This is a genomic window from Spirosoma koreense (assembly GCF_054777875.1).
In genome coordinates, this window is sequence record NZ_BAAHAC010000022.1 from 2,305,774 (window position 1) to 2,320,263 (window position 14,490).

The window sequence follows — 14,490 nt, forward strand, 5'->3', positions numbered from 1 at the left end:
ACCTTATCATTTTCAATTCTTTTAATCCTAGCTGTATGGAGCCGACAAAACGCACAGAAGAACCCCGTCCTTTAACTGATTCGCCCCCAGGAGTCGATACCGAACTGGTTGCGCTTCGGGAGCGGGTAGCCGAACTGGATCGGCTGGCCTCCATTGGTCAGCTCACGGCTGGTATCCTGCATGAGATCAAAAACCCGCTCACCTTCATTACCAACTATGCGCGGCTGTCGGTCGATCTAGTCGATGAAGCCGAAGGCATCATTGCCAAGCTGGAGAAGCAGACCGACTCAGACGAGCTGGCGCAGTTGGTCAATATGATCAAGGGGAACCTCACGCGGATTCGTGAGAACGGAGCCCGGGCCGAACGGATCATTCTGGGGATGCTTGCCCAGACCCGCACCGACACGTCGAATTTTGAGATGACCGACCTGAATGGGCTCATCGAAGAGTTTTCCAAGCTGGCCTACCAGGGCATGCGGGCGGGCGACAAAGAGTTTGTCGTGTCGCTGTCGTTTAAGCTGGATCCGGCCATCGGCAAAGTGTCGATCGCGCCGTATGCGTTCAATCGGGTCATCCTGAATTTAGTGCTGAATGCCTGCTATGCCGTCAATGAACGCTCGAAAAAGCAAATCGACGGGTATAAGCCAACGATTACGGTGCTGTCGCAGAAATTGCCCGACCACATCGAAGTGAAAATCCGGGATAACGGCGACGGCATACCGGAGGATATCAGAAAAAAGCTGTTCACACCGTTCTTTACGACAAAACCAGCCGGTAAAGGAACCGGGCTGGGGCTTTCGCTGAGTCGTGAAATTATTACTGAGCTACACAACGGATCGCTAAGTGTCGATTCTGAACCTGGAAAATTTACGGAATTTAACATTAGTCTGCCCCTCAACTGAGTGCAGCCGAACCACGCATTAACTTTTAAACCAATGGCTATTAAAATCCTGAGCGTCGACGATGAAGCGGACATGGAAATGCTGATTACCCAACAATTCAGACGGCAGATCCGCGACAAGAATTTTGAATTTATTTTCGCCAGCAATGGAGCCGAAGCGCTCGAAAAATTAAACGAGAACAAAGATGTTCTGTTGGTGCTGTCGGACATCAACATGCCGGAAATGGACGGTCTGACGTTTCTGTCGAAACTGGATACCCACGAGAATCCGAACCTGAAAACGATCATGGTCTCGGCTTTCAACGACATGGATAACATCCGAACGGCCATGAACCGGGGGGCGTTCGATTTCGTCACCAAACCCATCAATTTCGAAGACCTCGAAATCACGATCAACAAAACCATCAGCCACGTCGAGGGGCTGATCAGGTCGCAGAAAGAGCACGACCAACTGGTAGCGATCCAGAACGACATCAACATTGCCCAGGAAATTCAGCAGGCGATGCTGCCCAAAACGTTTCCGCCGTTTCCGCACCGGACCGATTTTGATCTGCACGCGTTTCTGAAAGCCGCCAAATTCGTCGGGGGCGATCTGTTCGATTATTTTCTGATGGACGAAAACCGGCTGTTTTTTATCATCGGCGACGTATCGGACAAAGGTATTCCGGCCTCGCTGTTCATGGCCATTACCAAAGCCATTTTCAAAAGCCATTTCTCGAACAAGAACTGCGGGCCCATCAGCGAAGAAGTTCGTCTCATCAACGATTTTCTGAGTGGCGACAATGAGTCGATGATGTTCGTAACGGCTTTCGTAGGGATTATGGATTTGCAAACGGGCGTTATCGAGTACATCGACGCCGGTCATGAGCCCCCGCTCATCCTGCGTAAAAACAACCAGGTGGAGGTGCTCAAGAAGAAAGGAGGGCTGGCCCTGTGCATCGACGGTAGCTTCCCGTATACGTCCAACACGTTTGTGCTCGAACCGGGCGATACGCTGTTTACTTATACCGACGGAGCGACCGACGGCAACAACCTGGCGGGCGAACGTTTCGGGTTGGAGCGGCTGAAACAAATCCTGGTGACTCAGACCTCAGCCGCGAAACCGCAGCAGATCAACGAGACGATTCTGCATGAGATTCAGACGTTTATCGGCGAAGCGGCTCAGTTCGATGATATAACCGCGCTTACGCTGCACTATGCTGGCAGCAAGTAATTCACTCGTGACGTTTAACCTGAATTGACCCATGTACACCGCCAAACGTATTCCGTTTCGCATCCTGCTACCGTTTGCCTGGCGGGCGGTTGCTTTTTTTGTCGCTTATTCCTTCATTATCTGTGCGTTGTACGTCTGGCTGGACTGGAAGTTTATGGCGGTACCGTTCGTGCCGATTGCCACCATCGGTACGGCTGTCGCTTTTTACGTGGGTTTTAAGAACAACAATTCCTACGAGCGACTCTGGGAAGCCCGGCGCATCTGGGGGGCGCTGGTCAACGCCAGTCGCTCGTGGGGAATCATGGTGATGGATTACATCAGCAACCTGAATGCGCCAGTTTGTTATCCGCCCAGCGAATTGTACCGTATCCAGCAACTCCTCATTTACCGGCACATTGCTTACCTGAACGCGCTTCGGCTACAACTGCGCAGCCGACCCGTCTGGCAGGACGACCGAAACATCGGCGCCGACGTAGCCGAGAGCCAGCAGGCGGCCGATCAGGGGAAGCTGGATAAAGAACTGAGTATGTTTCTGCACGACGAAGAGGTTGAGTTTTTCATCGAGCGGAAAAATCCGGCTACGCAGATCATTCGCCAGCAGTCGAAGCAGTTGCAGGAACTACGCCGGGCGGGGCTGATTTCAGAATATTACCACTGCGACATGGAGCGCATGCTGGTCGAATTCTACAACCAGCAGGGAGCCGCCGAACGCATCAAGTCGTTTCCGTTTCCGAGGCAGTATGCGTACTTCAGTTACCTGTTCGTCTGGATGTTCGTTTGCATCCTGCCTTTCGGCCTGCTGACCGAAATGAGCAAAATAAGCCCTTCGCACGTGTGGCTGACCATCCCGTTTTATACGGTGATAGCCTGGGTCTTTTACACGATGGAAGTGGTGGGCGACACCAGCGAAAACCCTTTCGAAAACAGCATCAACGACATTCCGATGACGGCCATTTGCCGCAACATAGAAATCGACCTGCGGGAGATGCTTGGTGAAACGGAATTGCCGCAACGTATACAACCTGTCAACGATATTCTGATGTAAGTTGAATGTGACCGACCGAAAAATAGATAAGCATGTGTAGAACCCTCAGTAAGCGATAATTACTATAAATTATTCGGTTATTTTAGCCGGTAATATGTTCGCCTGAGTCTGCTTTGTATGGTAGATTGGTTTACTTATTCCGGCTATGATAACCCGTCGTTGGCTTTTTGTTTACATCTTGTTGATGCTTACTGGGGCTGCCCAACCGGCATTTTCCCAGCGCAGGCTAATCGACAGCCTAAAGACGACGCTAGTACGTAAACTGCCCGATACGACCCGGGCCAATACGTATTACGACATTGCAAATGCGTTTTATAAGCAGAACCAGCTCGATTCGGTCGATCACTATCTGAAGCAGACGAAGCAGCTCAGTCAGCGAATCAGCTACTACGGTGGGCTGGGCGATTACAACCGGCTCCGGGGAGCGATCTGCATGCGCCAGGGCCTTTTCGAAGAAGCGCTGACCTTCGATCAGGCGGCCATTCAGTATTACGCCAAAGTCAATAAGCAGAAGTCGATCGGCCAGGTGTATAACAACCTGGGCTGGCTGTATAAGACGATGGGAGAGAGTCAGCACGTGCTGGCGTACACCCGGCAGGGTATTGCCCACATGCAGCAGGCGATCGCCATCAATCAGCGCCTGAATGCCAGTCTGCAACTGGTCGATAACTACGTTAATCTGGGGATTCTCTACGAAGATCTGGGCGAGTTCAAACAAGGGCGGGACTGCTTTTTTAAAGCGCTGGCCATCAACGAACGCATCCACGCCAAGCCCGAAGAGAACCGGATCATGTACAATAATCTGGGCAAGAACTATAACGTCGAAAAGCAGTACGACCAGGCCATCGTGTACCTCAACAAGTCGCTGGCGATTAACCTGGCCTTGAAAAAGAACAGCAGTCTGGCGCATAACTACCGGAATCTGGCCACGTCGTACCTGGGTTTGAACCAGCCTAAAAGAGCGCTGGAGTACGCCGAAAAAGCCCTCGAACAGGTCCAGATCAGCAAAGACATTCCCCTGCAGACGTCCGTGTATCGGGTGTTGTCCCGATCCTACGCAGCCGCCGGCCAGTACGACAAAGCCTACAAGGCAGTGCTGGAAGATAAACAAATCGAGGATTCGCTGATGAATCTGGAAAAGACCCGGGCCATTGCACAGCTGCAGGGGAAGTTTCAGGTGCAGCAGGCTAATGCCCTGGCGAAAATCAAGGCTGATCTGGAGTTGGCTAAAACCCGTGAAATTGCCAACATAGAAGCCGAAAAAGCAAAAGAAATTGCGGGTGTTCAGGCGGAAGAAAACCGCCGGATCGCCCAGATAAAAGCCCGGTCGGAGGTTGAAAAAACGCGGGCCGTGGCCGAAATTCAAACCAAATACAACACGCAGAAACGGTTGCATCAGATTGCGATCCTGGACAAGGAGAATCAGCAGCATACCCAGCAGATTCAGCAGATGGCCAGCGGGCTGGGGTTGCTCTTCGTGCTGGTAAGCATTCTGATCGGGCAGTACTACGTCATCCGTCGGGCCAACCGCCGGTTATCGGAACAGAACGACATCATCACCCGAAACAGTCGGCAACTGGTCAATCAATCCGATCAGTTGCGGACGCTGATGAAAGAGCTGCACCACCGGGTAAAAAACAACCTGGCTATCGTGTCCAGTCTGCTGAATTTGCAGATGAGCGGCATGAACGACGAAAAGGCGATTCAGGCGGTGCGGGTGGGCCAGCAGCGGGTCGAAGCCATGTCACTGATTCATCAGCAATTGTACCGCACCGATCAGCTGACGGAGATCGATATGCAGGAGTACCTGACGAATCTGGCTGAGAGCCTGATGCGGGCGTATGGTTATCAGGCCGATGATTTCAGGCTACTAATCGATATCGAACGACAAAAACTGGACGTAGAGATCGCTATTCCCATTGGTTTGATCGTCAATGAGTTGATTACCAACGCGTTCAAATATGCCTACATCGACCACCACGATCCCCTGTTACGAATTGGGCTGCGTACCGACAGCAACCCGTTTCTCTCGGGCCTCACCCTGGAAGTGCAGGACAACGGACCCGGTATCGAAGTGAGCGACTGGCGGAAAGCCGGCAAACTGACCTCCTTTGGCAAGCTCCTGATCACTTCGTTGAGTGAGCAACTGGAAGGCCATTACGAACTCCACAGCGACAACGGCACCCTGTTCCGCCTGCACATTCCGCATACGCGCTTAGCCGCCTAAGCCACAAGGGGCTACCATTACCTGACCTGCGCCAGATCGGCCGGGTCGATCAGCAGAAAGCCGGGATTGATGCAGGCTCCATGCCAGCGGACGCCCACGTGCAGGTGGGGCCCGGTAACCCGGCCCGTTTCGCCCACGAGCCCGATTTTCTCGCCTTTCCTGACCGTCTGGTTGGGTTTGACTGTATAACTTTTCAAATGAAAATATTCGCTGATCAGGCCGTTGCCGTGATCGATAAAAACCGAATTGCCGCTATAAAACTGATTGGCCGCCAGCACCACCCGGCCGTTGCCGACGCTCAGGACCGGCTTACCGGCCGCAATAGGATAATCCTGGCCGGTGTGGCGGTCACGAGCCTGACCGTTGAGCGTCCGGCAAGCTCCAAAATTACCTTCTCCCTTCGGTAAGGGATTGGCGGGTTTACCCAGGGGTAAATCGAAAACGGCAGGGCGTACCGACGCTTTGTAGCTGATGATCGGGTTGACGACGGCCAGTTCTTTGGCCGCACGGGCCAGATTCGGCGCGGAAACATTGACGTATTCTTTCTTCGGAAAGTGGGCCAGGTCCTCCTGCTCGCAGGCTTTTTCGGCCACATAAAGGGTCGCCGTTTCGAGTTTACCACCCGTAGTTCGGCGGGAAACGGTATAAGTGCCCGGTTTCATATCCATATCCACGGGATAGTAGCAGGTGCCGTTGACGGCTGGCCACGCTCGCTTTTCGAAACTACAGCGGAGGCAATTACCCGCCCAGCGCGCTACCTCACCCTGAGCGACACTAACGGATTTGGGGCTTGTGGTAACGGTGGTTTTTCGGGACTGGGCCTGAAGGGGCGCTAAGTAAAGACAGAAGCTGGCCAAAGTGGCTACAATGAAGGGGTTCATGGCGTATGAATCAGGCGTGTCGGTTTCGGATATAACCCACTAGGACTCTGCACTGTTATAAAATCCGGCTGTTATCGGTGAGTCGTCACGGGTAAACCACAACACGGTAATTGTTGACGAACGGTACGATAGATTGAATAGCGCGCTTCCTTTAAGGAAGGATAGACCAACTACTTACCTTCAGACCCCTGAGTCAATTACTTACACGCGATGAAAAGACGTGCCTTTGTTAAAACCTCTTTACTGACCAGTTCGGCGGCTACCCTTGTCGGTTCAGTAAGTCAGCCCGCTGCAGCTATGTCAGTCCAGCAAAACCCAAATCCTGAATTTTATGAACTGCGGATTTATAGTTTAAAAAACAACCGGCAATTAAAGCTGGTCCAAACCTATTTTGAACGGGCGGCCATTCCTGCTTACAACCGGCTGGGTAGCCAGAATGTCGGTGTGTTTACGGAGTACCTTCCGCAGGGCTTCACCAAACTGGTGGCGCTCATTCCGTTTACGTCGATGGACCAATACCTGAACGTCTCCGACCAACTGGCGGGTGATGCGGCTTACCAGCAGGCAGGAGCGGAGTACCTGACCGCCGAAGCCACCCAGCCAGCGTATGAACGCATCGAAAGTTCGTTGCTGAGAGCTTTTTCAGGGATGCCTAAACTGGAGGTGCCGCCCAAAAAGCCCCGCCTTTTCGAGTTACGCCGGTACGAAAGCCCCAGCGAAGCGGCCGGTAAAAAGAAAATCGAGATGTTCAATCAGGGCGGAGAGATCACCATTTTCAAGCGCGTCGGGCTAACGCCGGTGTTCTTCGGCGAAACGCTGATCGGGCCGATGCGCCCCAACCTGACCTATCTGTTGACCTTCGACGATATGGCCGAACATGACCAGAACTGGAAAGCCTTTGGCGGTGATCCGGACTGGAAAAAGATCAGCTCCATGCCCGAGTATGCCGACGCTCGAATCATTTCGAATATCAACCGGACTTTCCTGGTTCCAACGGCCTTCTCGCAGCTTTAATCCTAATCCGGCGTTTCGCCAATCGACTTCGGGCCTGACTACAGAAAACCTATCCGGGCGCTGTAATCAGGCCCTGTTTTTATTTATCTACTCTACTGCATTAGTGATGGGGCGCCCACTCTTAGTTATTATTTCACGGGGTTAAAGTATAAGCAGGCCAGTGCCGAACGCTGTCTCAAACGAATGAGTCTGTAGTGGTCTATAGCGTATTCCGCTCATTCGATCAGAGCCGTGTCATGGTTTAGTGAGGCTTCCTCAAAACCGTGGCGGGGCTCTGGGCGTTACCAGGTAAACAGGCATTCCAACACACAGGTATGAATCTTTCGAATAACAAAATTCTTATTACCGGCGGGGCATCGGGTATTGGCCTGGGGCTTACCGAGCGGTTCGTTCAGGAAGCCAATACCGTCATTATCTGCGGCCGACGGCAGGAAGCACTCGATGAAGTAGCGGCAAAATTTCCGTCGGTTATCACCCGAACCTGCGATCTGGCCCTGCCCGAGGAGCGGCAGGCGCTGTTTGACTGGATAGCGGCCGAACACCCTGATCTGACGGTGCTGGTCAATAACGCCGGCATCCAGCAGTGGATGAGCATTTCGGACGAGGACTTTTTCAGCCAGGCCACCACCGAAATCAGGATAAATATCGAAGCTCCGCTGCAGCTGGCTTCCCTCTTTATCAAGTTGCCCTCACTGACGACCATCATGAACGTGACTTCCGGACTGGCGTTTGTCCCGCTGACGAAAGTGCCGGTTTATTCGGCGACCAAAGCGTTTTTTCACTCGTTTACGCTGTCGTTGCGGGCACTGATGAAGCCGCGCGGCATTGAGGTGATCGAACTGATTCCGCCCGCTCTCAACACTGATCTGGGGGGAAAAGGACTGCACGATCAGGCCCCGCCCGTGAGCGGATTTATCAACGCTGTTTTCGAGCAGCTCCAACAAGGTAAAACCGAGATCACGTATGGGTTCAGCGAGGCCATGGTTAACGCAAGTCCGGATGATCTGCGGGCTACCTTCAGCCGCATGAACGGGCCTGTGTAAATGGACTTATTCGTGGCTGCTATCGGTTCAGATCCGATTTCAACTTCGTCAGTTCACCGAGCAGGCGGGTTTCTCTGACCACGGAGGCCCGGTTCAGCGTTTCGGCCTGGCGGACAATGGCGAAATTCAGGGTGTCCAGTTCCGTTGGTCGGCGGTTGTTGATATCCTGCAGGGTAGAGATCAACTGCCCATCTGAAGCGCGGCTTATCTGCAGCAAGCTTTCTTCGACGTCTTTTTCGGTTAGTGCAATGCCCGCAGCGGTTGCGATCTGTACGCACTCGTCGATTATTCTTCGGGCGATGGTCAGCGCTTTTTCGTCCCTATGAAAAATGCCGTTGTCGATGTCCAGAAGCGGGCAGATCGAATTGAAAACACTGTTGATGATCGTTTTTTTCCAGATAACTGCCTGAATAGCATCATCGGCTTTAAAGCTAAAATCTGGCGTAGTCAGTTGACCGACGAGCGCATCCAGGGTTGCTTTGTTGCCGTCGATGATACCAATGGGTGAAACCGCTACGGGTTTAAAGCGAATCCGGTTTTCGGCGATGAGCTGGCTGGTCACAAAGAGCACACACCGGTAAACTTGCGAAAAACCGAGGTTCAGAAAAGGTTGTTCGACCCCTAACCCATTCTGTAGAATAACGATTGGCGCCGTCTTTGTTTTTTCGGCGAGTACCTGAGCCAGCGTTTCGTTGCCATACGATTTGTTGGTCAACACAACCGGGCCGTCCAGTTCCGGCACGTCAGCGAGTGTGCCGATGGTAATTGTTGCCTCCCGTTCATCGTCCGTATGAAGAATCACCCTGATCGATGTTGGGTAAGCCGACCCATCGAGGAGGCTGCCACGCAGTAAAGTAACCCTTTTTTGGTTGAGAGTCAGGAAAACAGCCAGGGCTTTCCCGATCGCACCCGCTCCGACGATATAGATATGATCTGACATGCTGACAGGAATTTATCTCCGCAAAAATCTTCGAAAAGTAAACACTGCGACAGTTTTCTGCTTTTACTTTTTTACTAAGGGGAAATTTGGCCGGGCCCTGAGAGCAGGGACATCAGGAGCCAGAGTAGGGCTCCCAATCCAGCTAAACTACGGGCATTTTCCGGCAAAACACCAACATTAAGCGACAATGATGTACTTTTGCACTCTTATGTGCCAAACGCCACCCACTTGTCTTTAACGGACCCTCACGAAATATAAAATACACGACACTGATTAGTTAAAGTTGCACGCATGAAATTATCATTTCTGGGGGCGGCCCGGCAGGTAACGGGTAGTATGTACCTGCTGGAACTGGAGGATGATTACCGCATCCTGATTGACTGTGGTTCTGATCTGGAACGATCCAGTTCGAACGGTCAGACGGCCCCCGTCGTTACTCATCCGGGCTTTTTCCCGTTTGAGGCTTCCAGCATCAATCTGGTTCTGTTGACCCACGCCCATGTCGATCACTCGGGTAATTTACCCAACCTGTTTCGGGAAGGCTACGAAGGACAGATTCTGTGTACGGAGCCGACGTTCGCACTGACGAATGTCCTGTTGAAAGATGCTGCTTCGTTGAACCAGAAGCGGATCAACGAGCTGAATGCCAGCAAAAAACAGCGGGTAAAAGATCGTCAGATGCAAATGCAGAAGGATCTGTTTCTGGATAAACAGGTGCGGGACGCGATGGAAAACGTCGTACCGATTGCCTTCAACCGGAAGTTCCGAGTGACCGAGGGCGTCGATGTAACCTTTATTCCGGCGGGGCACCTGCTGGGAGCCGCGCATATCGTGATCAACGTCGTGGAGAATGGAGTGCGCAAAAGCATCTGTTTTTCGGGTGATATTGGCCGGAAGAACTACCCACTGCTGGTCGATCCGGCGCCGGTTCCGCCGGTCGATTACCTGATTTGCGAGAGCACCTACGGGAATCGGCTGCACGAGCATACGATGTCGCCCGAGGATGCGCTAGCCGACATCATCCAGCGTACGTGTATCGATATTCCGGGGCGACTCATCATCCCGTCGTTCAGTGTGGGTCGGACGCAGGCGCTGCTGTACACCCTGAACCGGCTTTATACCGAACGGAATTTTCCGCCCATCAAGGTGTTTTCGGATAGTCCGATGGGTTACGAGAGTACCAAAATTTACCTGCAGCACGTAAAAATGCTGAACGGCGAAGCCCGGGAGTTTTATAAGGAAAACGAAACCCTGTTCGATTTCCAGAATTTCCAGTTTCTCGAATCGTCGAAAGCCAGCAAAGCCGTCTCGAATTACGCCGAACCCTGTATTATCATTTCCTCGTCGGGCATGGTCCAGGGCGGACGGGTCGAATACCACGTAGCCGAAAATATCAGCAACCCCTACGCGACCATTCTGATCATCGGCTACTGCGCCGAAGGAACCCTCGGCTGGCGGTTGCTTAACGGGCAGCCGACGCTGAGTATCAAAGGAAAAGAGCACCAGGTACTGGCCAATGTCGAGAAGATTGACGTGTTTAGTGGGCACGGTGACCGCAACGATTTGATTCATTTCGTAGGTATGCAGTCGCCCGAAACCCTGAAACGGATTTTTCTGGTGCATGGCGAATACGAGAGCATGGAGTCCTTCCGCGATACGCTGGCCGAAGAAGGATATCCACAAGTGATTATTCCGAAAAAAGGCGAAAGCTTTGAACTATAAGTTGACAGTCAATAGTCGTTAGTACGGCTAATCCCTATTGACTATTGACCATTGACTAATGACTTTTGATGAGAACATACCTCGATTTTGAAAAACCCATCGCCGATCTTGAAGCGCGGCTGGAAGAAACCAAAAAGTTAGCTCATACCAGCAATGTCGACGTCAGCGAGGCCGTGAACGTACTCGAAAAGAGTATCGATAAGCTTCGCCGGGAAATTTTTCAGAACCTGACCCGCTGGCAGCGCGTCCAACTGTCGCGCCATCCCGACCGGCCTTATACCCTCGATTACATTTCGCTCATGTGCGATCAGTTTATCGAACTGCACGGCGACCGTACCGTGCGCGACGATCCGGCCATGGTGGGTGGGTTCTGCGAACTCGATGGGCAGACTGTCATGATTATCGGGCAGCAGAAAGGGCGGAATACCAAACAACGGCAATACCGGAACTTCGGTATGCCCAATCCGGAAGGCTACCGGAAAGCGCTGCGACTGATGAAGCTGGCTGAAAAATTCAACAAGCCCATCATTACCATGATCGACACGCCGGGCGCGTTTCCGGGGCTGGAGGCCGAAGAGCGGGGCCAGGGCGAGGCTATTGCCCGTAACCTCCGGGAAATGTTTATGCTGACGGTGCCCGTTATTTGCATCATCATTGGCGAAGGGGCATCGGGGGGCGCGTTGGGTATTGCCATCGGCGACCGGGTCTGGATGCTCGAAAATACCTGGTATTCGGTTATCTCACCCGAAAACTGCTCCACGATTCTGTGGCGTAGCTGGAATTTTAAAGAGCAGGCGGCCGAAGCCATGAAGCTGACCGCCCGCGACATGCAGCTGAACAAATTGGTCGACGAAATCGTGGAAGAGCCGGTTGGCGGAGCGCACAACGACCATCAGGCCATGGCCAGTCATCTGAAAGCAGCCATTCTGAAGGCACTAGCCGAACTGAACGCCCTGGACCCTCAGGCGCGAATCGATCAGCGGATCGATAAGTTCTGCTCGATGGGCGTCGTTGTCGAATAACTCGTAACCTGGTAAGTTGAATCGCTGAAAGACAAGCGTAGCCACCGGTGGCTGCGTTGCCTGGCGGAAGCTTGTACGCGTATGATTGAAAGAAAACTGTCCCTGATTTCGTATGGATTAATCACGGTTACTTTTTTTCTCCTTCTTTATTTTTCATTTACCCTGCAGGCCAGGGGCGACGAGGGCGGGGGGTATCTGGTCGCCTTTCAGCAGGCCTACCAGAAATTACCGGGGCTGGATATGAGTCCGGCCTGGTCGATTTCGTCGTTCTATTTATGGGTCATTGCTATTATCCAGTACGGCTTAGCCAACCTGGATGTGCTGGGCGACTACCTGCTGCTGATCGGACGGACGCTGTCGCTGCTCTGCTGGCTGACCCTGGTGTGCATCCACGTAAGAGCCGAAAAATACAAAGCGCTGGCGATTCTGTTCAACCCGTTCGTGCTGATCTACGCCAGTCGGGCGCATCCGTTATTGCCCGCTATTCTACTGTTCTACACGTTCTGGACCCTGATCCGTCGGCAAAAACAAATCGGGCTGCTGTTTCTGCTGTTTGCGGTTAATTTTCAGGTGTTTACGGGTGGCGCCATCGGGTATTTCATGCCCACCTTTCCGCTTCAGAAAAAAGAAGTGATCCGGGTGCTGATTTTCGGCCTCGTTGCCATCTGTGGCGTGCTGATCACCTGGTATACCTGGAGCGGGATCTACCCCAAACAATTCGTCAATCATTATTTTTTTCAGCATTACCACGTCAATGGCAAACCTTCTTTCGGGTATCTGTTTACGGTGTTTCTGCTGGCGGGTACGACACTCTGGATCAGCGGCAACCGGAACTGGGCCGATATCCGGGCTCACCGGACGTATTCGCGGGCGGTGGTGGGGCTGGTTCTTCTGGCGGTCATCATCCTGTACTTCATTGCCAACATCACTGCCATTGCCCGCGAAGGGAGCCAGGTAATTCTGGGCCAGTACTATCAGCTTGGCTGGGTTATTCTCTACGGACTGGTTGGATTAGGCTGGCTTCGCGTACACCGCGATCACTACCAATTATTTTTCGGTCTGCTGGGGGCCGCCGTTTTATTAGTCACGCTTCCCTATCTTTACGAGCGGATTTCCATCTTCGCGACCATTGCTCCCTGTTTAGCCTGGTGCGGAATTACAAAAAGAGAAGCGCAGCAGCCCCGCCTGTTGCTGACCCTGTGTTGTGTTTTTGTAATCAGCTGTGTTATCTACCAGATCTACGGTTCGCTTTGATTTAATGCTATCTACCCGATGAAACTATCGATAATTGTACCTGCCTATAATGAAGGGAAAACCATCGAGCGAATACTGAAAAAACTGGTTGAGATTCAATTACCGGCGCAGGTCGATCGGGAAATCATCGTCGTAAATGACTGTTCGAAAGATAATACGGAGAGCGTCGTTACAAACTTTATTCGCCTGAATCCAGCCACCGAAATGCAATACGTGGCTCACGCCGTCAATCAGGGCAAAGGCGCGGCTTTACACACGGGTATCCAGCAGGCGAGTGGCGATTACCTGATCGTGCAGGATGCCGACCTGGAATACGACCCGGAAGAGTTCAATATTTTACTGAAGCCCGTTCTCGATGGTTTTGCCGATGTCGTATACGGCTCCCGGTTCATGGGGGGGAATGCGCACCGGATCCTTTTCTTCTGGCACACGATCGGTAACAAATTCCTGACGTTTCTGAGTAATATGTTTACCAATCTGAACCTGACGGATATGGAAACCTGTTACAAACTATTCCGTTCGGACCTGATCAAGCAGATACCCTTACACGAAAAACGGTTCGGTTTCGAGCCGGAAATCACCGCTAAAATCTCGAAAGTACCCGGCATTCGTATCTATGAAGTGGGCATTTCCTACTACGGCCGGACCTACGAAGAAGGGAAAAAAATCAACTGGAAAGACGGCTTCCGCGCCATCTACTGCATTCTCCGCTACGGGCTGTTTGGATAAACTTGCTACCACGAGAACAACCTCATTGGGTGTATTAAGCGAACCGCTTGATGTCGCTGTGATAGCGTGTTGCGTCTAATAGAAGTAATACGATGATAGATGCGAATCAGTTGATTTGGTAATTTATTGATTATCAGAGAACGGCCGTACTACAAAATGTCTTTTTGTACTAAGACAAGGTATCCTTTGATGCCCATTCTATTTACCAGGCAATCTTATCCAGGAATTCCTTGAATTTTTCAATCAGCTTGCCTTCTGAATACCGTCTTTTGAATTCAGGTTCAGTGGATGGACCAGAGTAATAGCTAAAAAGCCACTCCACGCCCCTGTCAGATAGCTCATAATCAATGTGTAGGGATTCATTAAGGGGGCTTATTTGATCATAAATGCTCACCACTAAATCATAGTGGGACGTATAGGCAAACAGCCGCTGTGATACCCCGCTCTCAATTATTTACTTAATCAGATTCAACATTTCCATCCTTTCGGGGACGTTCAA

The 14,490-nt window shown here is 52.0% G+C and carries 12 protein-coding genes; 10 read left to right on the forward strand and 2 right to left on the reverse strand.

What is annotated here, in order from left to right:
* Nucleotides 1-35 precede the first annotated feature (35 nt).
* From ACYVC2_RS23055 to ACYVC2_RS23070, 4 genes are all read left to right on the forward strand, one after another.
* Nucleotides 36-902 carry a sensor histidine kinase gene (locus tag ACYVC2_RS23055; protein ID WP_461106169.1) on the forward strand — a complete coding sequence of 289 codons (867 nt, stop codon included), beginning with the start codon at nucleotides 36-38 and terminating at the stop codon, nucleotides 900-902.
* 33 nt (nucleotides 903-935) lie between these two features.
* A complete protein-coding gene (locus tag ACYVC2_RS23060; protein ID WP_461106171.1) occupies nucleotides 936-2,114 on the forward strand; it encodes a SpoIIE family protein phosphatase in 1,179 nt (392 codons plus the stop codon).
* Nucleotides 2,115-2,145: 31 nt separating this feature from the next.
* Entirely contained in the window at nucleotides 2,146-3,159 is a 1,014-nt protein-coding gene (locus ACYVC2_RS23065; protein WP_461106173.1) for a bestrophin family protein, read from the forward strand.
* Nucleotides 3,160-3,304: 145 nt separating this feature from the next.
* Complete coding sequence (locus ACYVC2_RS23070) at nucleotides 3,305-5,386, forward strand: sensor histidine kinase (RefSeq protein WP_461106175.1); 2,082 nt, start codon at nucleotides 3,305-3,307, stop codon at nucleotides 5,384-5,386.
* A gap of 17 nt (nucleotides 5,387-5,403) precedes the next feature.
* On the opposite strand, the gene ACYVC2_RS23075 is transcribed toward ACYVC2_RS23070, so the two are convergent.
* A complete protein-coding gene (locus tag ACYVC2_RS23075; protein ID WP_461106177.1) occupies nucleotides 5,404-6,267 on the reverse strand; it encodes a M23 family metallopeptidase in 864 nt (287 codons plus the stop codon).
* Between the two features lie 210 nt (nucleotides 6,268-6,477).
* Here ACYVC2_RS23075 and ACYVC2_RS23080 point away from each other — a divergent pair, with 210 nt between their 5' ends.
* Together ACYVC2_RS23080 and ACYVC2_RS23085 are read left to right on the forward strand one after the other, a co-directional pair.
* A complete protein-coding gene (locus tag ACYVC2_RS23080) occupies nucleotides 6,478-7,281 on the forward strand; it encodes an NIPSNAP family protein (protein ID WP_461106179.1) in 804 nt (267 codons plus the stop codon).
* A 314-nt stretch (nucleotides 7,282-7,595) separates the two neighbouring features.
* Nucleotides 7,596-8,324 (forward strand): SDR family oxidoreductase, encoded by a 729-nt coding sequence (locus ACYVC2_RS23085; RefSeq protein WP_461106181.1) that lies wholly within the window; start codon nucleotides 7,596-7,598, stop codon nucleotides 8,322-8,324.
* A 19-nt stretch (nucleotides 8,325-8,343) separates the two neighbouring features.
* On the opposite strand, the gene ACYVC2_RS23090 is transcribed toward ACYVC2_RS23085, so the two are convergent.
* Nucleotides 8,344-9,264: a ketopantoate reductase family protein gene (locus ACYVC2_RS23090; RefSeq protein ID WP_461106183.1), complete on the reverse strand. Its 921-nt coding sequence runs from the start codon at nucleotides 9,262-9,264 to the stop codon at nucleotides 8,344-8,346.
* Between the two features lie 291 nt (nucleotides 9,265-9,555).
* Here ACYVC2_RS23090 and ACYVC2_RS23095 point away from each other — a divergent pair, with 291 nt between their 5' ends.
* From ACYVC2_RS23095 to ACYVC2_RS23110, 4 genes are all read left to right on the forward strand, one after another.
* Complete coding sequence (locus tag ACYVC2_RS23095) at nucleotides 9,556-10,986, forward strand: MBL fold metallo-hydrolase RNA specificity domain-containing protein (protein WP_461106185.1); 1,431 nt, start codon at nucleotides 9,556-9,558, stop codon at nucleotides 10,984-10,986.
* Between the two features lie 68 nt (nucleotides 10,987-11,054).
* The gene (locus ACYVC2_RS23100; protein WP_461106187.1) at nucleotides 11,055-12,008 is read left to right on the forward strand and encodes an acetyl-CoA carboxylase carboxyltransferase subunit alpha; all 954 of its coding nucleotides are present in this window, start codon (nucleotides 11,055-11,057) and stop codon (nucleotides 12,006-12,008) included.
* A gap of 81 nt (nucleotides 12,009-12,089) precedes the next feature.
* Nucleotides 12,090-13,262 carry a hypothetical protein gene (locus tag ACYVC2_RS23105; RefSeq protein ID WP_461106189.1) on the forward strand — a complete coding sequence of 391 codons (1,173 nt, stop codon included), beginning with the start codon at nucleotides 12,090-12,092 and terminating at the stop codon, nucleotides 13,260-13,262.
* An 18-nt stretch (nucleotides 13,263-13,280) separates the two neighbouring features.
* Complete coding sequence (locus tag ACYVC2_RS23110; protein ID WP_461106191.1) at nucleotides 13,281-13,991, forward strand: glycosyltransferase family 2 protein; 711 nt, start codon at nucleotides 13,281-13,283, stop codon at nucleotides 13,989-13,991.
* Nucleotides 13,992-14,490 lie beyond the last annotated feature (499 nt).

Bases quoted from the DNA above. Each gene is read 5' to 3' on its own strand.
- ACYVC2_RS23090 (WP_461106183.1), bottom strand. From the start codon at position 9,264: ATGTCAGATCATATCTATATCGTCGGAGCGGGTGCGATCGGGAAAGCC.
- ACYVC2_RS23080 (WP_461106179.1), top strand. From the start codon at position 6,478: ATGAAAAGACGTGCCTTTGTTAAAACCTCTTTACTGACCAGTTCGGCG.
- ACYVC2_RS23060 (WP_461106171.1), top strand. From the start codon at position 936: ATGGCTATTAAAATCCTGAGCGTCGACGATGAAGCGGACATGGAAATG.
- ACYVC2_RS23110 (WP_461106191.1), top strand. From the start codon at position 13,281: ATGAAACTATCGATAATTGTACCTGCCTATAATGAAGGGAAAACCATC.
- ACYVC2_RS23075 (WP_461106177.1), bottom strand. From the start codon at position 6,267: ATGAACCCCTTCATTGTAGCCACTTTGGCCAGCTTCTGTCTTTACTTA.
- ACYVC2_RS23100 (WP_461106187.1), top strand. From the start codon at position 11,055: ATGAGAACATACCTCGATTTTGAAAAACCCATCGCCGATCTTGAAGCG.
- ACYVC2_RS23085 (WP_461106181.1), top strand. From the start codon at position 7,596: ATGAATCTTTCGAATAACAAAATTCTTATTACCGGCGGGGCATCGGGT.
- ACYVC2_RS23065 (WP_461106173.1), top strand. From the start codon at position 2,146: ATGTACACCGCCAAACGTATTCCGTTTCGCATCCTGCTACCGTTTGCC.
- ACYVC2_RS23095 (WP_461106185.1), top strand. From the start codon at position 9,556: ATGAAATTATCATTTCTGGGGGCGGCCCGGCAGGTAACGGGTAGTATG.
- ACYVC2_RS23070 (WP_461106175.1), top strand. From the start codon at position 3,305: ATGATAACCCGTCGTTGGCTTTTTGTTTACATCTTGTTGATGCTTACT.
- ACYVC2_RS23055 (WP_461106169.1), top strand. From the start codon at position 36: ATGGAGCCGACAAAACGCACAGAAGAACCCCGTCCTTTAACTGATTCG.
- ACYVC2_RS23105 (WP_461106189.1), top strand. From the start codon at position 12,090: ATGATTGAAAGAAAACTGTCCCTGATTTCGTATGGATTAATCACGGTT.